The sequence below is a fragment of the Streptomyces flaveolus genome (assembly GCF_000716535.1).
GTDB classification, from domain to species: domain Bacteria; phylum Actinomycetota; class Actinomycetes; order Streptomycetales; family Streptomycetaceae; genus Streptomyces; species Streptomyces flaveolus_A.
Map to the genome: position 1 here is coordinate 1 of NZ_JNWV01000032.1, position 23,560 is coordinate 23,560.

Sequence of the window (23,560 nt, forward strand, 5' to 3'; positions counted from 1 at the left end):
ACGGCCGGACGAACTCCCACTCGGCATCGGACAGTTCATGGCGACGTATCACCCGTCCATGATCCACCACTCAAGATCATTTGAAGACACTGCCTAGGCCCGGAGCCCGCTCATCCGGCCCTCCAGGCGGCTGAGCAACTCGGTGAGGAGGCCCGCCAGTTCGCTCTGGCCTGCCGGGTCGAGCACGGACAGTACGGCCGTCTCGTAGGCGAGTTGTTCGGGGAGGATGCCGTCGACCAGGTCGCGGCCGGTGTCCGTGAGGCGGACGTGGGCCACACGGCGGTCGCGGGTGTCACCGCGCCGTTCGACCAGACCGCGCTCGGTCAGCTGCTTGATCCGCTTGGTGACGGCGGCCCCGGAGGAGAAGGTCTCCCGGGCCAGCTCGCCCGGCGTCAGCTCGTGGCCGGTGCGGCGGAGCGCGCCGAGCAGGTCGAACTCGGCGCGGCTCAGGCCGGCGCGGCGCAGCGGGGCGTCCTCGGCCTGCTGGAGCAGGGCGGCGCAGCGGTTGATCCGGCCGATGATCTCCATGGGCCCGGTGTCCAGCTCGGGGTGGACGGCCCGCCACTGGCGGACGACGGCGGAGACGGTGTCGCCGCGCGCGGGGTCGGTGCCGGCCCCTGGCCGGGCGCCGGTCGCGTCGCTTCCGGGCGTCGGTCCGCCGTTCGTCGCCGTCATGGCCGTATGTCCTCCGTCGTCCTGCCCGGGTCCCGGACCCGGTCCCGGTCCTGGTCACGGCCCGGTGCCTGGGGGCTGTCCGGGTCCTGTGGTACGAGGCCCTGGCACCGTACCGTCGCCGCGAGCGTACGGTGTCCGGCCTGCTCGGTGAGCACGACCCGTTCCTCGGGCAGGGCGCGCTGCCACCATTCGCCTGCGGCGGCGTCGGCCGTGGCGCGCAGATCGACCAGGGCGGCGGCGAGGGCGCGGCGGGCGGACTCCACGGCGCGGGGCTCCGGCCGCGGCTCGGCGAGCAGGCGGGCGGCGTGCTCGCGGGCCCGCTCGGCCGCGGTCAGCGCGCGCTCCAGGCGGTCGCCCGCGCGCCGGTTGGTGACGGCGACGGCGGCGACGAAGCCGACCAGGGCACCGACGAGGGTGTCCGCGATCCGGTCGGTGATCAGCTCGGCCGGGTCCTGGCTGCGGGCGAACTCGGTGATGAGCAGGGCCATCGGGGTGACGCAGACGCTACCCAGCCAGTAGTTGCGGCCGATCAGCGCCTCGGCACCGAAGTTGAGGGCGAGGCAGCACAGCACCAGGGCGGCCGGGTGCACATGGGCGAGCGGGGCGAGGGCGGCGAAGAGGAGGACGCCGACGAGGTTGCCGACGACCCGCTGGACGCCCCGGCTCCAGGTGAGGGTGACGTTGGCCTGGTAGAGAGAGGCCGCGGTGACGAGCGCCCAGTAGGGGCGGCCGACGCCGAGGGCGAGGGCGGCGTATCCGGCGAGGGCGCAGCCGAGCGCGGTGCGCACGGCGAGCGGGGCGAGGGGAGCCAGACTGTGCCAGGCCGAGCGGGGCGGCAGGGCCTGTTCGGCGGCCAGGCCGAGGAGTTCGTCGGCGGACTCGCGCGGCGCCTCCACACGCGGAACGCGGCCGGTGCCGCGCAGGTCGCGGGCCCAGGCGCGCAGCCGCGCGGGGTCGGTGTCCGCGGGCGCGGCCAGGGCGACCTCGGCGCGGACGAGGAGCCGTTCGAGAGCGCGTCGGGTGCGGTCGGGGCGGGCGCCGGTGGCGAGCAGCGACTGCCAGGCGGCGTGGATCGCGGCGGCGGTCGTGGCGCGGGCCCGGGCGTGGCCGTCGGCGGTGCCGCGCGTGTCGGCGTACGCGGCGGCGGCGTTCAGGGCCAGGGCGGTGGCGCGGCGCTCGGGGCCGTGCGGGCGGAGCAGCCCGGGGGCCATGCCGACCAGCCAGGCCCAGACACCGGCGGCCAGGGCCAGCCCGACGTGTCCGGGGACCTGGCCGGTGGTCTGCGGCGCGAACAGCGAGGCGGAACTGATGAAGGTGAGGACCACATTGCCGGGCGGTCCGATCCGGGTGGCGTCGCACGCGGTCTTCTGGACCGCCGCGAGGACGGCGCCGACGGTGACGAGGACGACGGCGTTCGTGGTGAGCGCCGCGGCGAGCAGGGCGACGGCGAGGCCGCCGACCATGCCGAGCACGACCCAGGCGAGGGCGCGGGCGCGGGCGGCGTAGGGCCGGTTGTGGCCGTAGAGCGCGCACAGGGAGCCGGCCATCGTGTACATCGCGAGGTCGAGGCGGCCGAGCGCGAGCAGGGTGAGGTTGGGCGGGGCGACCGCGGCCACCACGCTCAGCGCGGGCTTGAACCAGATGTCGGAGGGGCGCCCGAGGCGGAGCGTTCCGGCGAGGGGAAGACGGTGGGGGGTCGCACTGCTCATACCATCAATTTAGCACGTGTTTTACTCGTAAAATAGTCGGCGGGCCGCCTGGTCACCGACCGCGCTCCCCCGCATGCTCCCCGTGTACACCCTTGCGCTCGCGTGCGCTCCGCCGGTGGCGGGCATCGCACCCTCGACCGACCGTCGAGCGTGGAGGTGCGCGTGCACGGACCGGTGTCGATCGCCTGGCTGCTGGTCGCGCTGTGCGCGGCGACCGGGGCCTACTGCCTGCTGCGGATGCGCAGCGGTGTCGAGGAGCAGCGCCGGGCCGCGGGCGGCGAGGCGCTGATGGGTTTCGGCATGGCCGCGATGGCCGTCCCGGCGGCGGTGTTCACACAGCCGAAATGGGCGTGGCCGGTGTACGCGGCCGTGTTCGGCGCGGCGGCCCTGCGCGCGCTGTGGGCCGCGCGCGGCGCCCCGCACCATCTGCACCATCTGGTGGGCAGCGCCGCGATGGTCTACATGGCGGTGGCGATGGCCGCGTCGCCGCCCGCGGTCCACCACGGGCACGGTGGCACCGGCGTGCCCCTGCTGACCGGCGCGCTGCTGCTGTACTTCACGGGCTATGTGCTGCTCTCCGGCGCCCGGCTGGTACCCGCTCCCGCCCCGGCGGGCGGAACGGTCCCGGCCCGCTGGGGCGACCGCCCCGAGCTGGCCCGGGCCTGCCGGCTGTCGATGGGCATCGGCATGGTGGCGATGCTGCTGGCGATGTGACGACCGGCCCCGGAAGGCCCAGACCCCCGCTCACCGTGCGGAACGCCCACACCCTCGCGTCGCAACTCCGGGCCCCCCGCACCCTCGCGCCGCCACCCGGAACGCCCACACCCTCCCGCCACAACCCCGGCCCCCCACCCTCGCTCCACCGCCCGGGACCCCTGCACGCTCACACCCCCACCCGGAACACGCACATCCGCGCGCCACCACCCGGACCCCGCACCCATGCGCCACCGTCCGGAACGCCCACATCCACGGGCCATTACCGGACCCACCACCCGCGCGCCACTACCCGGACCCCGACGCCCGGCGCCACCCCCAGAACGCACGCGTTGCTTGCGTCACGTCGGTGCCGCGGACCGTACCGCTGAGCGGCCTCGCGCTCATAGGGTGCTGACCATGATGGTCTCCGTGGCCCTGCTGCTGCTCGGCGCCCTGACCGCCGTCGTCGCCCCGCGACTGCTCGCCCGGGCCGACTGGCCGGACCGCGAGCCGGTCGTCGCCCTGTGGGTGTGGCAGTGCGTGGTGGCGGCCGTCCTGTTGTGCTGTGCCCTGTCCATGACCCTCAGTGCGGCGGCGGCCTGGCAGGCGGTGCGCGGGCACGTGTTCGCCACGGCGCCGCGCGCGGTCGTGGACGCCTACGCCCTCGGCGCGGCCGGTTCCTGGGCGGCACCCACCGCCGTACTGCTCGCCTGCGGCGGCCTGTGGAGTGTGGCCATGCTGGTCCGGGAGGTCGTACGGGCCCGGACGCGGCGACGTGCGCGGCGCGCCGAACTGCTGGTGCGCGCACCGCTGCTGCCGGGCGAGGAACCGGCGGGCGGCCGGCTGGTGGTGCTGGAGGGCGACCGCCCCGACGCCTGGTGGCTGACCGGCGCCGCGCCCCGGCTCGTCATCACCACGGCCGCGCTGCGCCGCCTGAAGGGGCGTCAACTGGACGCGCTGCTCGCGCACGAGCAGGGACACGCGCAGGCCCGGCACGACTGGCTGCTGCACTGTTCGGCCGCCCTGGCGGGCGGATTCCCGCAGGTCCCCGTCTTCGCCGCGTTCCGCGACGAGATGCACCGGCTGGTCGAGCTGGCCGCCGACGACATGGCGTCCCGGCGCTTCGGCCGGCTGACGACGGCCCTCGCCCTGGTCGGACTCAACGAGGACCGCGGCGTGTTCGGGCCCTGTCCGACGCCGCAGGCGCATGTGCCGCACCGCGTCCGACGGCTGCTGACGGCACCGGACCGGCTGCCGGCCCTGCGCAGACTGCGCCTGACGGCGACCGCCGCGCTGGTGCCGGTGGTCCCGGTGCTGGTGGCGCTGGTGCCCGGGCTGCGGGCGCTGGGCTGATGCCGCCCGTCTGACGGATCCGCCCCGGTGGCGACGTGGCCGCGGCGCCCCTGTCCCACCGGGACTTGGCCACGGCCCCTCGCTTCCACAAGGATCACGGCATGCGCCATCGCCCCTCCGCTCCTCCGTCGCCCCCCGCCCCCGAGCCGCCGACGACGCTCCGCAGGGCCGCCCGCACGGCCGGCGCTCTCGGCGCCTGCTTCCTGGTGCTGCTGGTCCTCGTCGCCCTGCGCTGGCACCCCCTGATCACCGTCGACGGCGACATCTCCCGCACCACCCACCGCTGGGCGGTCCGCGACCACGAGGTGACGCGAGTCTTCCGGGTGCTGACGGACTGGGTGTGGGACCCGACCACCATGCGTCTGGTCTGCGCGGCGGCGGCGGTGTGGCTCGTCTGGCGGCGCGCGGCCTGGTGGACGGCCTTGTGGCTGGGGATCACCTGCGCGGTGGCCACGATCGTGCAGCAGGCCGTGAAGGCCGTCGTCGGCCGGCCCCGCCCGGTCTGGCCGAACCCGGTCGACTCCGCGCACTACGCGGCCTTCCCGTCGGGTCACGCGATGACCGCCACCGTCGTCTGCGGTCTGCTGCTGTGGCTGCTGCACCGCCACGGCCCACGCCCCGCCGTGTGGCGTACGGCGGTGACCGCGGCGCTCGTCTCGGTGGTGGGCGTGGGCGTCACCCGGGTGTGGCTGGGCGTCCACTGGCCCTCGGACGTGCTCGGCGGGTGGCTGGCCGGCGCGGCGCTGGTCGCGGCCGCGGTGGCGGTCCACGAGTGGCCGCGCGACGGCCGGGCGCGGCCGTCGGCCGGGCGGTAGAGTCCGGCGCATGACCGCCGTGCTGTTCGACTTCTCCGGGACGTTGTTGCGCGCCGAGTCCGCCGAGTCCTGGCTGCGTGCGGTGCTGGCCGGGACCGGCCACACCCTGTCCGAGCCCGAACTGGCCAGCACGGCACGGGCTTTGGAGGAGGCCGGCGCGCTGCCGGGCGGTGCCGCGCCGCTGGAGCTGCCCGCGGACCTCGCGGAGCTGTGGGCGGTGCGGGACGAGAGCGCGGAACTGCACCGGGCCGCCTTCACGGGCCTGTCCCGCCGGGTGCCGCTGCCGGATCCCGGGCTGCACGACGCCCTGTACGAGCGGCACATGTCCCCCGCCGCCTGGACCCCGTACCCCGACGCCGAGAAGGTGCTGCGCACCCTGCGCGAGCGCGGGATCGGTGTCGGCGTGGTCAGCAACATCGGCTGGGATCTGCGTCCGGTCTTCCGGGAGCACGGGCTCGACGCATACGTGGACGCGTACGTGCTGTCGTACGAGCACGGGGTGCAGAAGCCGGATCCGCGGCTGTTCGCGATCGCCTGCGAGGCGCTCGGCGCCGATCCGCGGGAGGTGCTGATGGTCGGCGACAACAGGGCGGCGGACGGCGGCGCCACCGCGCTCGGCTGCCGGGTGCACTTCGTGGACCACCTGCCGACGTCCCAGCGCCCGGACGCGCTGCTGCCCGTACTGGATCTCGTGGGCTGAGCGCCCACGTGAGCGGGCGCGCCACACCGCCCGTCTGAGACGATCCCCCGCGTCGCCCCAGACGGACGGCTGTTCCGGGCGGGCCCCAGGCATAGGGGCGCCCCGCTGCGTTGAGTATAGTTGGCTGGCAGCCAGTCAACGCAGGAGTTACAGAATGTCCCCGCGCAGCGCCTCGGTCAATGAAGAATTGCGGCGCCGTTCCCGGGAACGGCTGCTGCAGGCCGCCGTGGAGCTGGTCGGCGAGCGCGGGTTCGAGGCCACGACGCTGGGCGACATCGCGGACCGGGCCGGTTCGGCGCGCGGCCTGGTGTCGTACTACTTCCCCGGCAAACGCCAGTTGGTGCAGTCGGCCGTGCACCGGCTGATGCACCGCACGCTGGAGGAGGCGCTGGAGCGGGAGCCGCGCACCGAGGACGGCCGGGAGCGGCTGGCCCGGGCCATCGACGCGATCCTGGGCCTCGCCCGGGACCGGCCCGTGCTGATGCGCCAGCACATGGCGGGCCTGCTCCAGGCCGAGGGCTTCGTGCAGTGCCCCGAGCAGCGCCGGCTGGCGGAGCTGCTCGGCGACACCGTCGCCCGGTACGGCGCGCAGAACGTCTCGGCCGACTATCCGATGCTGCGGGCCCTGTTGATGGGCGCGGTGTTCGCGGCGCTGGTGCCGGGGGTGCCGATGCCCGTTCCGGTGCTGCGGGCGGAGCTGTTCCAGCGGTACGGGCTCGACTGGGAGATGGGTGTGCCCCCGGAGAGCGATGCGGGGGCGGGGGCGGGGCAAGAGGATCTGTCCCGGTTCTTCGCCACGGAGGAGCGGCCGGGCACCCCCTGACGGGTGTCCAGCCGCTCGGTCAGCGCCGGGCGTGGCGGGGTGCCAGTAGGCCCGCGTCCCGCGCCTGGGCGATCAGCCGGAGGGCGCGCCGGCGACCGCGTCCGGTCGCGTTCATCACGGCCAGCACCGGGTCGACGCCCTCGTCCTGCGCCGCGCGGTACTCCCGCGCGACGAGCCGGCGGCCCTCGATGCCTCGGGGCCAGGGGGGCCGGGCACGGCTGACGACGGGCTGGCCGACGTCCGGCTCGGGCTCTTCGGTCTGCGGGCACCCGGCGCCCGGCTGGGGCTCCTCGGGCCGCGAGCACGCGGCGTCCGGCCCGGGTTCCTCGGCTGGCGGGCACCCGGCGTCCGGAGTCGTGCCGTCACCCGCCTCGCCCGTGTCCAGGCCGCACGCCGAGCGGGTATCGGCATCCACACCGCGGGCCATCTCGGCACCGGCGTCCCCGTCGCGCGCCGGGCCGGTGTCGACGTCCACACCGCACGCCTCGAACAGCGGTCCCTCGATCCAGTCGGCGAGCGCGGTCAGGTCGGCAAGGGACAGGGCCGGCTCGGCCTGGACGTCCTCGATGGAGACACGTCCCGCGCTCACCACGGCCAGGGCGTCGACGCGGGCCCCGTCGGGGAAGGCCAGCCGGACCTGGAACCAGGAAGTGACGCCACCGTGCTCCCGCACCTGCCACGCGGGCCACACGGAGACCGCGCCATCCTCCGCGTTCCGATCAGGAAGATCAAGAAAGGATGCTTCTGGCACACACGCAACGTAACGTCGTGACCACACCCATCCGCATGGACACGCACCCGGGTCACCCCACCGGCCCCTGCCGTCGGGGGCCATGCGGTGCCATGCTGGAGCCGTCCGCACACCCTCCTTCGGGCGAGGAGTACCGCCGTGCTGCGTGTCGCCGTCGTCGGTTCCGGGCCGAGTGGGTGTTACACCGCCCAGAGCCTCGTTCAGCTTGATCCGGAGGTCCAGGTGGACGTCCTGGACCGGCTGCCGTGCCCCTACGGCCTGGTCCGCTACGGCGTCGCCCCGGACCACGAGAAGATCAAGTCCCTCCAGGGCAGCCTGCGGACGGTCCTGGAGCACGAGCGGGTGCGGTTCCTCGGCGGGGTCCGGGTGGGCGGCCCGGGCGGGCTGCCGACGCAGATGCTGAGGGGGCTCTACCACGCGGTGGTGTACTGCGTGGGCGCGGCCACCGACCGCCGGCTCGGGATCCCCGGCGAGGATCTGCCGGGCAGCTGGTCGGCGACCGAGTTCGTGTCCTGGTACAGCGCGCATCCGGACGCGGCCGACGCGGGCTTCCTGCGCGGGGTGCGCTCGGCGGTCGTCATCGGGGTGGGCAATGTCGCGGTGGACGTCACCCGGATGCTGGTCCGGGGTGCGGCGGAGCTGCGGCCCACGGACATTCCGCAGGCCGCGCTGGACACGCTGGCGGCGAGCGGGCTCACCGAGGTGCAGATGGTGGGCCGGCGCGGCCCCGCACAGGCCCGTTTCACCACCAAGGAGCTGCGGGAGCTGGGCGGACTGCCGGGCACCGATGTGATCGTGGACAAGGCCGAGCTGGCGCTGGATCCGGCCGATCCCGGCGCGCTGCCGGCGGGGCCGCGGCGCAATGTGGAGGTGCTGCGCGACTGGGCGGCACGGCCTGCCGCGGAGGCCGCCGCGCGGCGGATCCGGCTGCGGTTCTTCCTGCGGCCGGTGGAACTGCTCGCGGACGGCGGCCGGGTGGGTGCCGTGCGCTTCGAACGGACGGCGCCGGACGGCACGGGCGGCGTGACCGGGACCGGCCGGTACGAGGACGTGCCCGCCCAGTTGGTGCTGCGCTCGGTGGGCTATCGCGGAGTGCCGCTGGAAGGCCTGCCGTTCGACCCGGCGAGCGGCACGGTCCCGCACCAGGAGGGCCGGGTGCTGCGCGCCGGCGTCCCCTCCCCCGGCGAGTACGTCTCCGGGTGGATCAAGCGCGGTCCGACCGGGGTCATCGGCACCAACCGGCCCTGCGCCAAGGAGACGGTGACCTCCCTGCTCACGGACGCGCCCGCACTCGCTCGTCCGGACGTGCCGGAGGATCCGGTCCCGGCCCTGCGGGCGGCGGGCGTCGAGCCCGTGCCCTGGGACGGCTGGCTGGCGATCGAGCGCGCCGAGGCCGAACTGGGGGCGCGGCTGGGGCGCGGCGTGGTCAAGCTCTCCGACTGGGAGGCGCTGCTCGGGGCGGCGCGAGTGCTGTCGTAACGCGGTCGTCCCAGGGCGGGCAGGACACACACCGGCAACAGGCCGGAAATCAACAAACTGTTCAAGGCGCCTACGGTCTCGTTCTGTCCGGATGCCACTCCCCACCCGCCGCTGATGGAGTTCCCATGGCCACGACCGCAGACGTGCACCCCGTCGACGAGATACCCCCGGTACGACAGCTCGCCGCCTTCGGGCTCCAGCACGTGCTCGCGATGTATGCGGGCGCGGTCGCCGTGCCGTTGATCGTGGGCGGGGCGCTGAAGCTGTCGCCCGCCGACCTGGCGTACCTGATCACCGCGGACCTGCTGGTGTGCGGCATCGCCACGCTGATCCAGTGCGTCGGCTTCTGGCGGTTCGGGGTCCGGCTGCCGATCATGCAGGGGTGCACGTTCGCCGCCGTGTCACCCATGGTGCTCATCGGGACGACGGGGGGCGGGCTGCCCGCGATCTACGGCTCGGTGATCGTCGCCGGGCTGGCCATCATGCTGCTCGCGCCGGTCTTCGGCCGGCTGCTGCGTTTCTTCCCGCCGCTGGTGACCGGCACGGTGATCCTGATCATCGGGGTCTCGTTGCTGCCGGTCGCGGGCAACTGGTCGGCGGGCGGCGCCGGGGCGAAGGACTTCGGGGAGCCGAAGAACCTGGCGCTGGCGGCTTTCGTGCTGGCCGTGGTGCTCGGCGTGCAGCGGTTCGCGCCCGCCTTCCTCTCCCGGATCGCCGTGCTCCTCGGTATCGCGGTCGGCCTGGCGGTCGCCGTGCCGTTCGGGTTCACCGACTTCGGCGGGGTCGGGGACGCCGACTGGGTGGGCGTCAGCACGCCGTTCCACTTCGGGGCGCCGGAGTTCCGCGTGTCCGCGATCATGTCGATGCTGGTCGTCGCGCTGGTCACCATGACCGAGACGACGGGTGACCTCATCGCCGTCGGCGAGCTGACCGGGCGGAAGGTCGAGCCGCGCCCCCTCGCCGACGGGCTGCGGGCGGACGGCCTGTCGACCGTGCTGGGCGGGGTGTTCAACACCTTCCCGTACACGGCGTACGCGCAGAACGTGGGCCTGGTCGGCATGACCCGGGTGCGCAGCCGCTGGGTGGTGGCGGCGGCCGGCGGGATCCTGGTGCTGCTCGGCCTGCTGCCCAAGCTGGGCGCGGTCGTCGCGGCGATCCCGGCACCGGTGCTCGGCGGGGCCGGTCTGGTGATGTTCGGGACGGTCGCGGCGAGCGGGGTGCGGACGCTGGCCCGGGTCGACTTCAAGGGCAACGACAACCTGACCGTGGTGGCCGTCTCGGTGGCGATCGGCATGCTGCCGGTGGGCGTGCCCACGGTGTACGCGAAGTTCCCGGACTGGTTCCAGACGGTGATGAACAGCGGGATCAGCGCGGGCTGCCTGTCCGCGATCGTGCTGAACCTGCTCTTCAACCACCTTCCGGTGAAGGGTGGTTCAGCCGCCGGCGCCGAGTCGGCCGGCCTGCCGGTCGGCGGCGGTGAGGAGACTGTCGAGCAGTCCCGGGAAGAGTCCGTCTAGATCGTCCCGGCGCAGGCCGTTCATCTTGGCCGTGCCCCGGTAGACCTGCCGGATGACCCCGCTCTCCCGCAGCACCCGGAAGTGGTGCGTGCTGGTGGACTTGGTGACCGGCAGGTCGAACTGCGAGCAGGTCAGCTCCGCGCCCCCGGACGCGAGTTCGCGCACGATCTGGAGCCGCATCGGGTCGGAGAGCGCGTGCAGCACGGACTCCAGCCGGATCTGCTCCCGTGCCGGGTGCGGCAGCGCGCGGCCGGCGGTGGCGGTGTCGGTCACGGCGACTGCCCCTTCCTCACGAGAAGCTCCCATGCCTCCATTGTACGAGGGTCATCGTAGTTTGACATCTCTCGTAGTACGAGGAGTACCGTACGAACCGAACAGCGGTCCGTGACGAATGGAGTCCGTCGTGAGTGCGCTCTTCGAGCCCATCACCCTGCGCGAAGTGACCATCCCGAACCGGGTGTGGATGCCCCCGATGTGCCAGTACTCGGCCGACCCGGAGGGGCCGCTCACCGGTGTTCCGCAGGACTGGCACTTCGCGCACTACGCGGCGCGGGCCGTCGGCGGTACCGGTCTGATCGTGGTGGAGGCCACCGCGGTCTCGCCCGAGGGCCGGATCTCCCCGTACGACCTCGGGCTGTGGAACGACACCCAGGTGGAGGCCTTCCGCCGGATCACCCGCTTCCTCGCCGCGCAGGGCACCGTGCCGGCGGTCCAGCTCGGCCACGCTGGCCGCAAGGCGTCCACCGACCAGCCGTGGAAGGGCGGCGCGCCCGTCGGACCGGAGGCGCACGGCTGGCAGCCGCTCGCCCCGAGCGCACTGCCGTTCGACGAACGCCATCCGGTCCCCACGGAGCTGACGGTGGACCGGATCGGCGAGGTCGTCGGGCAGTTCGCCGCCGCCGCGCGCCGCGCGCTCGCCGCCGGGTTCGAGGCCGTCGAGATCCACGGTGCCCACGGGTACCTGATCAACGAGTTCCTCTCCCCGCACTCCAACCACCGCACCGACGCCTACGGCGGCTCGTACGAGAACCGCACCCGGTTCGCCCTGGAGGTCGTGGACGCCGTACGGGAGGTGTGGCCCGCCGACAAGCCGGTGTTCTTCCGCGTCTCGGCCACCGACTGGCTCCAGGACGGCGGCTGGACCCCCGAGGACACGGTCCGCTTCGCCGGCGACCTGCACGCCCACGGCATCGACCTGCTCGACGTCTCCACCGGCGGGAACGCCTCCGGCGTGACCATCCCGACCGGGCCGGGCTACCAGGTCCCGTTCGCCGCCCGGGTGAAGGCCGAGACCCCGATGCCGGTCGCCGCCGTGGGTCTGATCACCGAGCCCGGGCAGGCCGAGAAGATCGTGGCGAACGGCGAGGCGGACGTCGTCCTGCTCGGCCGGGAACTCCTGCGCAACCCGTCCTGGGCCCGCCAGGCGGCACGCGAACTGAACGCGCGGGTCCGGGTTCCGGACCAGTACCACCGCTCGGTCTGAGCCGGGGCCGCCGGGCCGGTTCACCGGCCCGGCGGTGCGGGGTCAGGTCGGCAGCAGCTGCCCGACGGCCCGCTCCAGGCGGGGCAGTGTGCGCTGGCCCGCCAGGGCGAGGGCGATCGCGGCCACCACGCCCGCCCAGGCGAACGGGCCGAGCGGGGTGCAGCCGACGACGCGGCTGATGCCCGGGGTCTGGACCACGGCCACCAGGGCCAGTGCGGAGCCCAGCGAGGTGAGCTGCACCAGGCGGCTGTCGCGCCGGTCGAGCAGGGTCTGCACGAGCTGGGTGCCGACCACCCCGCACAGCGCCATGGTGCTGGAGCGCCGGGCGGTGCCCGGCGTGAAGCGGCCGATCAGCCAGGCCGTGACCGCGCCCAGGCAGGTGGTCAGGGCCCGGTGCCGGATCTGCCGCAGCAGCGGATCGCCGAGCACGCCGGCGGCCTCCTCCACATGCCCCAGGTCCGCCTCGCCCTCCTTCTCCGTCACGGCCACCGCCATCGACGGGAACAGGTCGGTGAAGAGGTTCACCATGAGCATCTGCCGGGTGGACAGCGGAGCCCGCCCGGACAGCAGCGTGCCGAGGATGCCGAACCCGACCTCGCCCGCGTTGCCGCCGATCAGGATGGCGATCGCGTCGGCCACGCTGTGCCACAGCGCGCGGCCCTCGCCGACCGCGTCGATCAGCACCGTCAGGTCGTCGTCGGTCAGGACGATGTCCGCGGCGTTGCGCGCGGCGGCCGACCCGCGCGCGTTGATGCCGACGCCGATGTCGGCGGCGCGGATCGCCGCGGCGTCGTTGGCGCCGTCGCCGACCATGCCGACCACCCGGCCCGCGTCCCGCAGCGCCTCCACGACCTGGAGCTTCTGCTCGGGCGCCACCCGGGCCACCACGCCCGCGTCACGCAGCATCCGGGCCCGGGACGCGCGGTCGGCCGCGGCCAGCTCGTCGCCGGTGACCACCACGGTGTCCTCCGGCCAGCCCAGGTCGGCGGCGATGGCCCGCGCGGTCTGCGGATGGTCGCCGGTGAGCATGACCGGTCGTACGCCCGCCCCGTTCAGCCCGTTCACCAGCGCCGTGGAGGTCTCGCGCGGTACGTCGGACAGCGCCAGCAGGCCGACGAACTCGAAGTCCCGGAGCGGCTGTTCGAGGACGTCCGACTCCTGCTCGCCCGCGCCGAGCCGGCGTTCGGCCACCGCCAGGACCCGCAGACCGGCCCCGGCCAGCGTGTGCGCGGACTCGGAGGCGTGCGCCGGCAGCCCGGTGCAGGCGGGCAGCACGGTCTCCGGGGCGCCCTTGACCACCAGGACGGCCGGGCCGTCCCCGATCCTGCCCACGGCGGCGGCGTATCCGCGCGCGGCCTCGAACGGCAGGTCGGCGAGCTGGGTCCAGTCCGGGTCGGGCGGCGCCGCGGCCAGCACGGCTTCGTCGGTGGCGTGCACCGGCCGGTCGGAGTCGCCGTTCAGCCGCGGGCAGGCCCGTGCGGCGGCCCGGATCGTCTCCTCGGAACCGGCGTCGTCCACCGCGCGGACCGTGCCCCCGGCGTCGGAGGTGCGCACCAGCCGCAGCCGGTTCTCGGTGAGCGTGCCGGTCTTGTCGAAGCAGATGGTGTCCATGCGGCCCAGCGCCTCCAGCGTGCGCGGGGTGCGCACCAGGACACCGCCCCGGCTCAGCCGCCGGGCGGCCGCCAGCTGCGCGACCGTCGCCACCAGCGGCAGACCTTCCGGTACGGCCGCCACGGCCACCGCCACCCCGCCGCTGACCGCCTCGCGGATCGGGGTGCCGCGCAGCAGCGCCAGCCCGGTCACCGCGGCGCCGCCCCCCAGGGTCAGCGGCAGCGCCTTGCGGGTCAGTTCCTGGAGCCTGGCCTGGACGCCGGCGGCCGAGGGCGTACGGGCGGCGAGGTGGACGGCACGGGCGGCCTCGGTGCGGTCGCCGGTGTCGACCACGACGGCCCGGGCCTCGCCCGCCACCACCGTCGTGCCCTCGAAGAGCATGCACCGCCGGTCGGCCACCGGAGCGTGCGGGGTGGGGTCCGTCTGCTTCTCCACCGGCAGCGACTCGCCGGTCAGGGCGGACTCGTCCACCTCCAGGCCCTCCTGCCACAGCAGCCGGGCGTCGGCGGGCACCACGTCGTCCGTCTTGAGCTGGATCAGGTCGCCGGGCCGGAGCTTGCCCGCCTCCACCGTGCGGGTGCCGCCGACCGGGGCCTCGGTCTCCGGCGGCACCAGGCGCGCCTTCTGCTTCTGGTCCGCGACCAGTCCGGACAGCGCCCGCTCGGCCCGCAGCCGCTGGATGCCGCCGACCAGGGCGTTCAGGTCGAGTGCGCCGACGACGAGCAGCGCGTCCATGACCGAGCCGAGGATCGCCGAGGCGGCCGAGCCGACGGCCAGGACGGGGGTGAGCGGGTCCTGGAGTTCCCCGCGGACGGCGCGGCCGAGCCGGTAGGACCAGCGGACGGGCGCCGTGGCCGGGTGCCGGCCGACGCCCTCGGCGGCCTTGCGCATCCGGGTGGTGAACGCGTCGAACGGGCCGGCCTCCGCGGCCGGTTCGTGGGCCAGCCGTTCCCGGGCCTGGTCCGGGTCCAGCTCGTGCCAGTGCACCCGGGGGCGCGGGTGCGGGGAGCGGGCCACCGCCACGCCCAGTGCGGACCGGATCCCGGACAGCAGGGCCACGGCGGCACCGGCGTCGACGGGTGCGTGCCGGAGCCCCGGCAGCACGGACCGTCGGCCGCGCCCGCCGCCGGACTCGCCGACGGCGACGAGCAGCCCGGAGAGCGCGGCACCGGAGCGGGCCAGGGTCTGGGCCCGGTGGCCGACCCGGCGGGCGGCCGGGATCGCGGTCAGCACCCGCCACACGTCGGGCAGGCCGTGCAGGGCGAGGATGTCCGCGCCCCAGACCACCGCTCCGTCCCGGTCGGTCAGGGCGAGCGCGACATCGGCGGCCCGCAGGGCGCCCAGCACGTCGTGCTCGTCGGCCGACCGGACCCGGGCGACCACCAGGACGGCGCCCTCGTCGCCACGCGCCTCGTACACGACGTCGTCCAGCGGCCGGCGGGCGTCGACGACCTGGTCGGCGAGGCCGGTGAAGTCCTCCAGGGCCGGATCGTCCACGAGGACGACCCGGAGCCCGGCCCGGCGGGCCGCGTCCAGCACCGGTTCGGCCCACGCGTCGGCCTCGCCGCCCTCGGCGCGCAGCGCGCTGGGGTGCAGGACGACCGTGCCGGCCATCTCCAGCTCGCGCAGCCGCTCCGGGTCGCGGACCAGCACGCCGGTGCGGGCCAGGGCGGTGCTGAGCACGGCGTGGAAGGCGGCGGGACCGTAGCGGGCGGCCTTCGGGGAGCCGGCCAGCACCGCTTCGGCCGCCTCGGCGCCGTCGTGTTTGACCAGGAGGGTGGCCGCCGCACCCAGCAGGCTGCCGGCGGAGGCGTGGGCCGCGTACTCCTGGGCCGGGGAGACGCGCAGCGGCGGGCGCGGCGGACCCTGCGCGGCGAGGCTGACGCGGTCGGGGCCGCACAGCTGGTCGTGCACGGCGTCGAAGGCGGCCGAGCGGGCCACCGTCTCGGCCACCTGGCAGGCCCGCAGGGCGCCGTCGAGCACCAGGGAGGTGGGGGTCTGGCCGGCGCCGTGCACGGCGGCGTTCGCGCAGGCCAGCAGGAGGTCCATCCGGGTGTCGCCGAGCCGGGCGCGCAGCCATGCGCGGAAGCGCGGGTTCTCCCGCAGGAGGGTCACGGCCGCGGTCGCCATCCGGGGCGAGGGCGGCAGCCGCAGCCAGTAAGCGGTCAGGGCCACCGCGATCCCGGCGCCGTCGGCGGCGAGCGTGGCCACCGCGGCACGCACCCCGGCCGGGTCGGCCGGATGCGTGGTCTCCTCCACGTCTCCGCCCGCGAGGACGAGCCCGTGCCGCTCGGCGAGGCCGGCCGCGTGGTCCAGGACCCGGTCGGCGGCCTCCTCTTCGGTCGCGGTCACCACCAGACGGGCGAGTCCCTGGTCCCAGTAGGCGAGGAGTACGTCGGGGTGGTCCGCCAGCGCCTCGGCCATCCGGCGCGCCAGGTGTTCCGTGCCGCCCGCGCGCCGCGCCTGCTCCGGTTCCAGAGGCCGTACCGCCAGGTGGGTGCGGGCACCGGACCGCCAGTGGTCGCCGGAGCCGGGCAGCGCGTTGCGCGCCACTCGCCCCACACGCGCGGCGGCGTCCAGGCCCCGCACGCCGGCGCGCGCGGTTCCGGCAGCGGCACCGGCGGCCAGTCCGACCGCCGGTGCCGCCGCCCGCGCGAGCAGGCGTGGCGCCGCCGGCAGCAGGCGGACGGCGGACGACGGCGCTGTCAGCAGACCGGGCACATGTCCTCCTCAGAGCGTGGTGCGATCGGGTCGCGCGGTGGGCCCGAGGGGACCGGAGGACGTCCTGCCCGCCGACGCCCGGGCACCGTGGGGGGCCTCGGGCGGGCTGGGTGCCGACGCGTGTCCGGCCTCCTTGGCAGGCGCCGGCGCCCGGGTGCCCGCGCCGGTCCCGGCGGCCGGACCCTGCCCGGCGCCCCCGTCGCCGGACCTGAGGGCCGCGGTGCCCATGTCGTGCGCGGGTTCGGCGGGTGCGGCCGCGTCCGCCGGCTGCGGGGGCCGGGGCTGGGTGAGCCAGGCCACCGCCGCGCCGGTGAGGGCCACGGGCCACTCCACCACGCCCGCGGCACCGAGCACCCCGGCGCCCGCGTAGACCGCGATGCGCCGTCCGCGGGGTGAGACCGCGCCGACCTTGTCCAGTGTTTCCTCGGCGGCCCTGGTCACCGTTCCGGCGCCGGGCACCCTGCGCAGTACCGAGGCCGCGCCGCGCAGGGGCGCCGTGAGGGCCGACGACTTCTGCTCAGCCATGACTCTCCTCGGGTGAGATCGTCTTGCGTGCCCCACCGAGTGCCCGCGACCATGCTGGTCATCCCCTCTTTTCGTAGGGAAACCACCATTTCCCAGGAAATGCCACGAATCGCTTCGACGCCACCTGCCCCGGGTGTCAGGAGGTGTGCCGGAACAGCCCCTCCGGCACGGCGGAGGCGAGGACGCCGTACCCCTCGGGGTTGAGGTGGAGCCAGTCCCCGGCGTGCAGCGTGGGCTGGAGCCGGTCCGGGGCCGCGGGGTCCCGCACCGCCCGGTCGAAGTCGATCACCGCGTCGAAGTGGCCGGGGGTGCGGATCCAGGCGTTGACGCGCTGCCGGGCGGCCTCCCGCTCGCCCGCCGGATCGTCGTACGGGGTGCTGCCGCCGAACGGGGTGAGGGTCGCGCCGTAGACCCGGATGCCAAGGGCGTGGGCGCGGACGACGATCTGCCGGTACCCGGCGATCAGGTCGTCGGTGACCGCGCGCTGCGCTGCGGGGGTGGCGTCGGCGGTGCCGATGTCGTTGACGCCCTCGAAGAGGATCAGCCGGGTCACGCCGCTGCGGGAGAGGACGTCCCGGTCGAGCCGGGCGAGCACGTTGGGGCCGAGCCCGTCGTTGAGGACGCGGTTGCCGCCGGCCGCCTGGTTGAGGACGGCGATGTCCGAGGTGGCCGGGTTGCTGTGCAGGCGGTCGTAGAACTGGTCGGGCCAGCGGTCGTTGCCGTTGGTGGTGGAGCCGCGCCCGTCGGTGAGGGAGTCTCCTACGAGGGCCACCGCCTCGGTACGGCCGGAAGCCAGCACCTCGACGTCGCTGAGCAGGTACCAGTGGTCAACGGCGGTCGCGCCCGGGAGGTCCTGGTCGCGCGTGTGGTCGCCGTGCGCGAGGTACGAGGTGGTGCGCGAGCCGGGGTGGGAGGTGAGCGCGAGCGACGCCTGGCCGCGCGCGGTGTACGCCGTCACCGTCAGCTCGGACCCGGCGCGCAGCTCGAAGTCGAGGGGGTCGGAGACCATCTGTGCGCCCACCGGGACGGTCGTGGAGTTCCGGCCCGCGAAGGTGACCCGGCGCAGGGTCGCGGGTTCCACCGCGCTGACGCCGGCCTTGCCGTCGAGGGGCAGGGCCACGGTGACGGCGGTCAGCGGCAGCGGGGTGTCGCCGTACGCGTTGGAGAACCGCAGCCGGATGCGGGGGCCGCCGGCGGTGACGCGCACCGTCTGCCGCAGGGTGGTGTCGACGAGGACCGACTTGTCACCGGTGTACGGCGCGGGCGGCAGGTTGGCGGGCTCGGTCAGCTGGGGCATGCCGGTCCAGGTGTTCACCCAGTGCCGGCCGGGGCCGGCCGCGGCGGTGGCCGGAGCCGCCCTCTTGACCAGCGCCGTGAGCAGTGAGGCCGTCACGGCGAGGGCGAGGACGAGGACGCAGGTGCTGAGGACGGTGGCGAGCGGCGTTCTGCTGGGCGACTTCACGGAGACCTTTCCGGGGTGCGGGGCGACGACGGGCACGACGGGATCGGGGGGGCACCGGTGCTGCGGGGTGCGCGGGGACGGCGGGGGCGTGGGGGTGCCCGGAGGTCCGGCGCGGCGGGATGCGCGCCGGGCCGGTCATGCCGCCCGCTCCCGGGCCAGGGCCGGCGGCGCGGCGAGGGCCGGCGCCGCGAGTGGCAGGAGGGCACCCAGGAGGGTGACAAGTGCCCTGGGAAGGCCGGTTCCCGAGCGGTGCGGTGTGGGGGGCACGTCACCCGTCCCTTCCGGTCGCGGCTCGTGCGAGGGCGCGCTGCGTGCGCGTCGTGCGAGGAACACCCGGCATGGTGGCATGGACACGCAATTCATGGAAGCGCTCCCACGCCACTTCTCACCGACCGGAAACGCTCTGCGCGACCTGTTGACTAGAAAGCGCTTGCACCCTACGGTCCGTTCATCAGCGTGACCGGCTGGCGCCTTAACTGACCCCTGAGGTGCCAGCACCCCCTACATGCGTTCCGTATGGCGTACAGGATTCATGTACGTAACCCCTCCCCCACAGAGAAGGGACGCACCCGCATGCGCATCAGAAGAGTTTCCGGCGCTGCCGGGACGGCCATCGCCCTCGCGACGGCGACCGTCCTCGCCCTGCCCCACCCGGCCGGCGCCGCGTCGTCCACACCGGTCGGCTTCGGCGCCGGGACGACCGGCGGCGGCAACGCCCCCGCGGTGACGGTGTCCACCCTGGACGCCTTCAAGGCGGCCGTGACCGGCAGTTCGGCGAAGGTGGTGAAGGTGAGCGGCCTGATCACACTGAGCGGCCAGGTCGACATCGGCTCCAACACCACCGTGCTGGGCGTCGGTTCGTCCTCCGGCTTCACCGGCGGCGGACTGCGCCTGAAGAAGGTCGGCAACGTCGTCGTCCGCAACCTGAACATCGGCAAGGCCGTCAAGACGGACGCCCTCACCGTGCAGGCCTCCACGAAGGTGTGGATCGACCACAACACCCTGTCCTCGGACCGCGAGCACGGCAAGGACCACTACGACGGCCTGGTCGACATCAGCCACGGGTCCGACCAGGTCACGGTGGCCTGGAACGTCTTCAAGGACCACTACAAGGGCTCACTGGTCGGCCACAGCGACAAGAACGCGGCCGAGGACACCGGACACCTGCGGGTGACGTACCACCACAACTGGTTCGACAACGTCAACTCCCGCATCCCGAGCCTGCGTTTCGGCACCGGGCATTTCTACGACAACTACGTGGTCGGCGCGGAGACCGCCGTGCACTCCCGCATGGGCGCGCAGATGCTCGTGGAGAACAACGTCTTCCGCGACACCCGGGTCGCCGTCACCACCAGCCGGGACAGCGACGTCGACGGATACGCCGTCCTGCGCGGCAACGACCTCGGCGGAGCCGCGACCGAGATCTCGCGGAACGGCACCTTCACCACCCCGCCGTACGACTACACGGCCGAACCCGCCTCCGGCGTCGTCGCTTCGGTGACGTCGGGCGCGGGCGCCGGGAGGATCTGAGCCCCGCTCGGACCTTCCGTCGGACCTCCACTCCGACCTCCGCCCGGATCTCCCGTCGGACCCCCACTCCGACGCCCACTCGGATCTCCCGCAGGACCCCCTCCGATCTCACTCACACCTCACTCTGACCTCACTCGGAAGAAGGCATTCGGGACATGACCTCATCAGCATCCGCGCGCGGTCTGCTGGGCGGCCTGGCCACCCTCGGACTCACGCTTGGCATGATCATGACGTCCGGTGCGCCCGCGGGCGCGGCCACCTGGCCCAACGCCAACGGCAGTCAGGCGGTCTCCGCCACCATCTCCCTGTCCGGCACCAAGGACTACGGGATGAAGCGGCTGTACGGCACCGGCGACCTCGGCAGCGACAGCCAGGACGAGGACCAGGGCCCCATCCTGGAACTCGCCCCGGGCACGGTCCTCAAGAACGTCATCATCGGCTCCCCCGCCGCGGACGGCATCCACTGCCTCGGGAGCTGCACGCTGCAGAACGTGTGGTGGGAGGACGTCGGTGAGGACGCGGCCACCTTCCTCGGCTCCTCGTCGTCCAACGTCTACACCGTCAGCGGCGGCGGGGCGAAGGAGGCCAGTGACAAGGTGTTCCAGTTCAACGGCGCCGGCACGCTGAACGTCTCCGGCTTCGCGGTGCGGAACTTCGGCACGTTCGCCCGCTCCTGCGGCAACTGCAAGACGCAGTACAAGCGGACGATCAACCTCAGCGGCATCGAGGCGACCTACAAGGGCAGCAAGCTCGTCGGCATCAACACCAACTACGGCGACAGCGCGACCCTGAAGAACATCACCATCGTCGGGGACACGAGCAAGAAGATCGTTCCGTGCCAGAAGTACACCGGCAACAACACCGGCAAGGAGCCGACCACGAACGGCTCGGGCCCGGACGGCACGTACTGCAAGTACTCCAGCTCGGACATCACCTACAAGTGATCGACGGCCGGGCGCCCGGGGTGTCACCACCACCCCGGGCACTCGCGCGGCCTGGACACCACCGTGAGCGGGACACCACGGCGGGCCCCGCCTGCCCCGTCCCGGTCTGAGCCGTCTCGGCGGGCCGATCCGCCGTCCGTGCCCCCTTCTGGTGGACGGGCCGCGCGGTCAGCGTTCGTCTTCCGGTTCCGGCGCGTCCAGGGTCGTGGTCAGCTCCCGCCGGTAGTCGGCGTAGGCGGTCCGCAGGGCCTCCCCCGGCCAGTCCGGGGGCAGCAGCGCGGACGGCAGGACCGGGTCGGTGAGCAGGTGCCGGACGGCCGCCGCGTAGGCGGTGAGCCGGCCGGCCGGGTGGCCGGACCCGGTCGCGTGGGCGAGCAGCGAGCGTGCGGTGGCCGCCCAGTCGGCCAGCGGCCAGAGCCGGGCGGCGAGGTCGCGCGGGGGCTCGTCGGGGCGCGCGGCGTACGTCAGCGCCACCTGGCGCACATCATCCGGCAGCGGACGGTCGAGGTTGTCCGGGCGCAGCCAGACGCCCTCGCGCAGTTCGGCCAGGCGCAGGGCGGTCAGCCGGGCACGCAGGTCGGCGCGTTCCGCGGGGCCGCGGCCCGTCGCCGTGATCACCACCATCTCCCAGTCGCCGTCCCACGCGCGCGTGCGGGGACGCACGGCTTCGTCCTGGCGGCGCTGCCGGGCCAGCAGCCGGTCACTGAGCCGGTAGACGGCGTCGGTGCGCCGGAGGTCGCCGGCGGTCACCATCCGGCTCAGCGCGGCCCGCAGCGTGGAGCCGCCGACCCCGAACGGCTCCACCAGCCGGACCAGGTCCTTCACCGGCAGCTCGGGCGGATGCACGCCGAGGAGCAGGCTCAGCACGACCGACCGGGCGGACAGCGGTCGCAGGCCGGCCGCATCCGCGTCCGGCTCCGCGGAGACGTTCATGCGCATGGCCCCGTACTGTACGTGCGTTCCCTTGTTGCATCATTGCTACAGCCGCAGAAAGAGTGCAACATGCTGTTATGGTCTCGATTTCCGAGCAGTCGCAGCCGCCGTCGCCGTCCCAGCCGTCGTACGCCACGCACGACGTGACCAACCAGCCCCCGCCGCTCGCCCCGTACGACTCCTCCGACGACGCCGCCCTGCTGGAGGGGCTGCGCCGGGAGGGCGCGGAGTGGGCCGAGGAGGGCATCCGGCGGCTGGGGGCGCGCGCCGGCAGCGCGGAGGCGCAGGAGTGGGGCGAGCTGGCGAACCGGTACGAGCCGGTGCTGCGCACCCACGACCGCTACGGCCACCGGGTCGACGAGGTGGAGTTCCACCCGAGCTGGCACCACCTGATGCGGACGGCGGTCGCCGAGGGCCTGGCCGGTGCCCCGTGGGCCGACGACCGGCCGGGCGCGCACGTCGCCCGGACCGCGGGCGGCCTGGTGTGGGGGCACACGGAGGCGGGACACGGCTGCCCCACGTCGATGACGTACGCCGCTGTGCCCGCCCTGCGCGCACAGCCGGATCTCGCCAAGGTGTACGAGCCGCTGCTCACCAGCCGGGAGTACGACCCCCGGCTGCGCGTTCCCACCGAGAAGCCCGGGCTGCTCGCCGGGATGGGCATGACCGAGAAGCAGGGCGGCTCCGACGTCCGGACGAACACCACCACGGCCACGCCCACCGGGGAGCCGGGCGTCTACACGCTCCGCGGGCACAAGTGGTTCACGTCGGCGCCGATGTGCGACGTCTTCCTGGTGCTCGCGCAGGCACCGGGCGGGCTGTCGTGCTTCCTGGTGCCGCGCGTCCTGCCGGACGGCAGCCGCAACACCTTCCGCATCCAGCGGCTGAAGGACAAGCTGGGCAACCGGTCCAACGCCTCATCGGAGCCGGAGTTCGACCGGACCGTCGCCTGGCTGGTGGGTCCGGAGGGGCGGGGCGTGAAGACCATCATCGAGATGGTCAACTGCACCCGCCTGGACTGTGTGATGTCCTCGGCGACCCTGATGCGCAAGACACTGGTCGAGGCGGGGCACCACGCCCGGTACCGCAGCGCGTTCGACGCCCGGCTGATCGACCAGCCGCTGATGCGCAACGTCCTGGCCGATCTCGCGCTGGAGTCGGAGGCGGCGACGACGCTCACGCTGCGGCTGGCCGGGGCGGCCGACCGCGCGGTGCGCGGGGACGCCGGGGAGCGGGCCTTCCGGCGCATCGCCACGGCCGTCGGCAAGTACTGGGTCACCAAGCGGGGCCCGGCCTTCACCGCCGAGGCGCTGGAGTGCCTGGGCGGGAACGGGTACGTCGAGGACTCCGGCATGCCCCGGCACTACCGGGAGGCTCCGCTGCTGTCGATCTGGGAGGGCTCCGGCAACGTCAACGCGCTCGACGTGCTGCGCGCCCTCAGCCGCGAACCGGACACCGCCGAGGCCCTGTTCGCCGAACTCGCCCTCGCGCGCGGGGCGGACGCCCGGCTCGACACGGCCGTGGCCGCGATCAAGCACGAACTGGCCGGAACCGACCAGGTGGGAGCGCGCCGGCTGGTCGAGCGGATGGCGCTCGCGCTCCAGGCCTCCCTGCTCGTCCGGCACGCTCCGCACCCGGTCGCGGACGCCTTCTGCGCGAGCCGGCTGGGCGGCGACTGGGGTCACGCGTTCGGCACCCTGTCCGCGGGGACCGACCTCGACGCCATCCTGGAGCGCGCCCTGCCCGACCGGAACTGACCCCTACACGCGCGCGTGCCGTGCGGCCGTGTCCGGTGGCCGGTCAGCGCCGACGGATCGCACACAGTCAGCATGC

General features: G+C 74.3%; 19 protein-coding genes. 11 read left to right on the plus strand and 8 right to left on the minus strand.

Features of this window, described 5'->3' with window-relative positions:
* Positions 1 to 93: 93 nt before the first annotated feature.
* Positions 94 to 675: a MarR family winged helix-turn-helix transcriptional regulator gene (locus tag OO52_RS31485; RefSeq protein WP_030659215.1), complete on the minus strand. Its 582-nt coding sequence runs from the start codon at positions 673 to 675 to the stop codon at positions 94 to 96.
* Positions 672 to 2,384: an FUSC family protein gene (locus tag OO52_RS31490; protein ID WP_030659217.1), complete on the minus strand. Its 1,713-nt coding sequence runs from the start codon at positions 2,382 to 2,384 to the stop codon at positions 672 to 674. The genes OO52_RS31485 and OO52_RS31490 overlap by 4 nt, the downstream gene beginning before the upstream one ends.
* A 162-nt stretch (positions 2,385 to 2,546) precedes the next feature.
* On the opposite strand from OO52_RS31490, the gene OO52_RS31495 reads away from it, so the two are divergent.
* From OO52_RS31495 to OO52_RS31515, 5 genes are all read left to right on the plus strand, one after another.
* Positions 2,547 to 3,098 carry a DUF5134 domain-containing protein gene (locus OO52_RS31495; protein WP_030659219.1) on the plus strand — a complete coding sequence of 184 codons (552 nt, stop codon included), beginning with the start codon at positions 2,547 to 2,549 and terminating at the stop codon, positions 3,096 to 3,098.
* Positions 3,099 to 3,497: 399 nt separating this feature from the next.
* Positions 3,498 to 4,433 (plus strand): M56 family metallopeptidase, encoded by a 936-nt coding sequence (locus tag OO52_RS31500; protein ID WP_030651069.1) that lies wholly within the window; start codon positions 3,498 to 3,500, stop codon positions 4,431 to 4,433.
* Positions 4,434 to 4,534: 101 nt separating this feature from the next.
* Positions 4,535 to 5,248, plus strand: coding sequence for a phosphatase PAP2 family protein (locus OO52_RS31505; protein WP_231406671.1), 714 nt, complete (start codon positions 4,535 to 4,537; stop codon positions 5,246 to 5,248).
* Positions 5,249 to 5,258: 10 nt separating this feature from the next.
* Positions 5,259 to 5,948, plus strand: coding sequence for an HAD family hydrolase (locus OO52_RS31510; protein ID WP_030651076.1), 690 nt, complete (start codon positions 5,259 to 5,261; stop codon positions 5,946 to 5,948).
* 154 nt (positions 5,949 to 6,102) lie between these two features.
* Positions 6,103 to 6,771 carry a TetR/AcrR family transcriptional regulator gene (locus OO52_RS31515; protein WP_030651079.1) on the plus strand — a complete coding sequence of 223 codons (669 nt, stop codon included), beginning with the start codon at positions 6,103 to 6,105 and terminating at the stop codon, positions 6,769 to 6,771.
* A gap of 19 nt (positions 6,772 to 6,790) precedes the next feature.
* Here the strand turns inward: OO52_RS31515 and OO52_RS31520 are convergent, their stop codons facing one another.
* Complete coding sequence (locus tag OO52_RS31520) at positions 6,791 to 7,462, minus strand: DUF6214 family protein (RefSeq protein WP_030651082.1); 672 nt, start codon at positions 7,460 to 7,462, stop codon at positions 6,791 to 6,793.
* Positions 7,463 to 7,660: 198 nt separating this feature from the next.
* Between OO52_RS31520 and OO52_RS31525 the strand changes: the two genes are divergently transcribed.
* Positions 7,661 to 9,001, plus strand: a complete 1,341-nt coding sequence (locus tag OO52_RS31525) for an FAD-dependent oxidoreductase (protein WP_030651086.1) — start codon at positions 7,661 to 7,663, stop codon at positions 8,999 to 9,001.
* 125 nt (positions 9,002 to 9,126) lie between these two features.
* On the plus strand, positions 9,127 to 10,518 hold the full coding sequence (locus OO52_RS31530) for a nucleobase:cation symporter-2 family protein (RefSeq protein ID WP_030651089.1): 1,392 nt from the start codon (positions 9,127 to 9,129) through the stop codon (positions 10,516 to 10,518).
* Here OO52_RS31530 and OO52_RS31535 read toward each other — a convergent pair.
* On the minus strand, positions 10,435 to 10,824 hold the full coding sequence (locus OO52_RS31535; protein WP_048910388.1) for an ArsR/SmtB family transcription factor: 390 nt from the start codon (positions 10,822 to 10,824) through the stop codon (positions 10,435 to 10,437). The genes OO52_RS31530 and OO52_RS31535 overlap by 84 nt on opposite strands.
* A gap of 97 nt (positions 10,825 to 10,921) precedes the next feature.
* Between OO52_RS31535 and OO52_RS31540 the strand changes: the two genes are divergently transcribed.
* Positions 10,922 to 12,001: an NADH:flavin oxidoreductase/NADH oxidase gene (locus tag OO52_RS31540; protein WP_037630061.1), complete on the plus strand. Its 1,080-nt coding sequence runs from the start codon at positions 10,922 to 10,924 to the stop codon at positions 11,999 to 12,001.
* A gap of 42 nt (positions 12,002 to 12,043) precedes the next feature.
* On the opposite strand, the gene OO52_RS31545 is transcribed toward OO52_RS31540, so the two are convergent.
* The 3 genes from OO52_RS31545 to OO52_RS31555 form a co-directional block, all read right to left on the minus strand.
* Positions 12,044 to 16,333, minus strand: coding sequence for a cation-translocating P-type ATPase (locus OO52_RS31545; RefSeq protein WP_030651098.1), 4,290 nt, complete (start codon positions 16,331 to 16,333; stop codon positions 12,044 to 12,046).
* 9 nt (positions 16,334 to 16,342) lie between these two features.
* Entirely contained in the window at positions 16,343 to 16,858 is a 516-nt protein-coding gene (locus tag OO52_RS31550; protein ID WP_030651100.1) for a hypothetical protein, read from the minus strand.
* Between the two features lie 136 nt (positions 16,859 to 16,994).
* Positions 16,995 to 18,320, minus strand: coding sequence for an SGNH/GDSL hydrolase family protein (locus OO52_RS31555; protein ID WP_030651102.1), 1,326 nt, complete (start codon positions 18,318 to 18,320; stop codon positions 16,995 to 16,997).
* A gap of 573 nt (positions 18,321 to 18,893) precedes the next feature.
* On the opposite strand from OO52_RS31555, the gene OO52_RS31560 reads away from it, so the two are divergent.
* Positions 18,894 to 19,850, plus strand: a complete 957-nt coding sequence (locus tag OO52_RS31560; RefSeq protein ID WP_030651104.1) for a pectate lyase family protein — start codon at positions 18,894 to 18,896, stop codon at positions 19,848 to 19,850.
* A gap of 155 nt (positions 19,851 to 20,005) precedes the next feature.
* On the plus strand, positions 20,006 to 20,794 hold the full coding sequence (locus OO52_RS31565; protein ID WP_030651106.1) for a pectate lyase: 789 nt from the start codon (positions 20,006 to 20,008) through the stop codon (positions 20,792 to 20,794).
* Between the two features lie 168 nt (positions 20,795 to 20,962).
* On the opposite strand, the gene OO52_RS31570 is transcribed toward OO52_RS31565, so the two are convergent.
* Positions 20,963 to 21,733, minus strand: coding sequence for a PaaX family transcriptional regulator C-terminal domain-containing protein (locus tag OO52_RS31570; RefSeq protein ID WP_030651109.1), 771 nt, complete (start codon positions 21,731 to 21,733; stop codon positions 20,963 to 20,965).
* Positions 21,734 to 21,804: 71 nt separating this feature from the next.
* Here OO52_RS31570 and OO52_RS31575 point away from each other — a divergent pair, with 71 nt between their 5' ends.
* The gene (locus tag OO52_RS31575; protein WP_030651112.1) at positions 21,805 to 23,484 is read left to right on the plus strand and encodes an acyl-CoA dehydrogenase family protein; all 1,680 of its coding nucleotides are present in this window, start codon (positions 21,805 to 21,807) and stop codon (positions 23,482 to 23,484) included.
* Positions 23,485 to 23,560 lie beyond the last annotated feature (76 nt).

Bases quoted from the DNA above. Each gene is read 5' to 3' on its own strand.
- OO52_RS31515 (WP_030651079.1), top strand. From the start codon at position 6,103: ATGTCCCCGCGCAGCGCCTCGGTCAATGAAGAATTGCGGCGCCGTTCC.
- OO52_RS31565 (WP_030651106.1), top strand. From the start codon at position 20,006: ATGACCTCATCAGCATCCGCGCGCGGTCTGCTGGGCGGCCTGGCCACC.
- OO52_RS31560 (WP_030651104.1), top strand. From the start codon at position 18,894: ATGCGCATCAGAAGAGTTTCCGGCGCTGCCGGGACGGCCATCGCCCTC.
- OO52_RS31490 (WP_030659217.1), bottom strand. From the start codon at position 2,384: ATGAGCAGTGCGACCCCCCACCGTCTTCCCCTCGCCGGAACGCTCCGC.
- OO52_RS31550 (WP_030651100.1), bottom strand. From the start codon at position 16,858: ATGGCTGAGCAGAAGTCGTCGGCCCTCACGGCGCCCCTGCGCGGCGCG.
- OO52_RS31510 (WP_030651076.1), top strand. From the start codon at position 5,259: ATGACCGCCGTGCTGTTCGACTTCTCCGGGACGTTGTTGCGCGCCGAG.
- OO52_RS31500 (WP_030651069.1), top strand. From the start codon at position 3,498: ATGATGGTCTCCGTGGCCCTGCTGCTGCTCGGCGCCCTGACCGCCGTC.
- OO52_RS31575 (WP_030651112.1), top strand. From the start codon at position 21,805: ATGGTCTCGATTTCCGAGCAGTCGCAGCCGCCGTCGCCGTCCCAGCCG.
- OO52_RS31485 (WP_030659215.1), bottom strand. From the start codon at position 675: ATGACGGCGACGAACGGCGGACCGACGCCCGGAAGCGACGCGACCGGC.
- OO52_RS31535 (WP_048910388.1), bottom strand. From the start codon at position 10,824: ATGGGAGCTTCTCGTGAGGAAGGGGCAGTCGCCGTGACCGACACCGCC.
- OO52_RS31530 (WP_030651089.1), top strand. From the start codon at position 9,127: ATGGCCACGACCGCAGACGTGCACCCCGTCGACGAGATACCCCCGGTA.
- OO52_RS31570 (WP_030651109.1), bottom strand. From the start codon at position 21,733: ATGCGCATGAACGTCTCCGCGGAGCCGGACGCGGATGCGGCCGGCCTG.
- OO52_RS31505 (WP_231406671.1), top strand. From the start codon at position 4,535: ATGCGCCATCGCCCCTCCGCTCCTCCGTCGCCCCCCGCCCCCGAGCCG.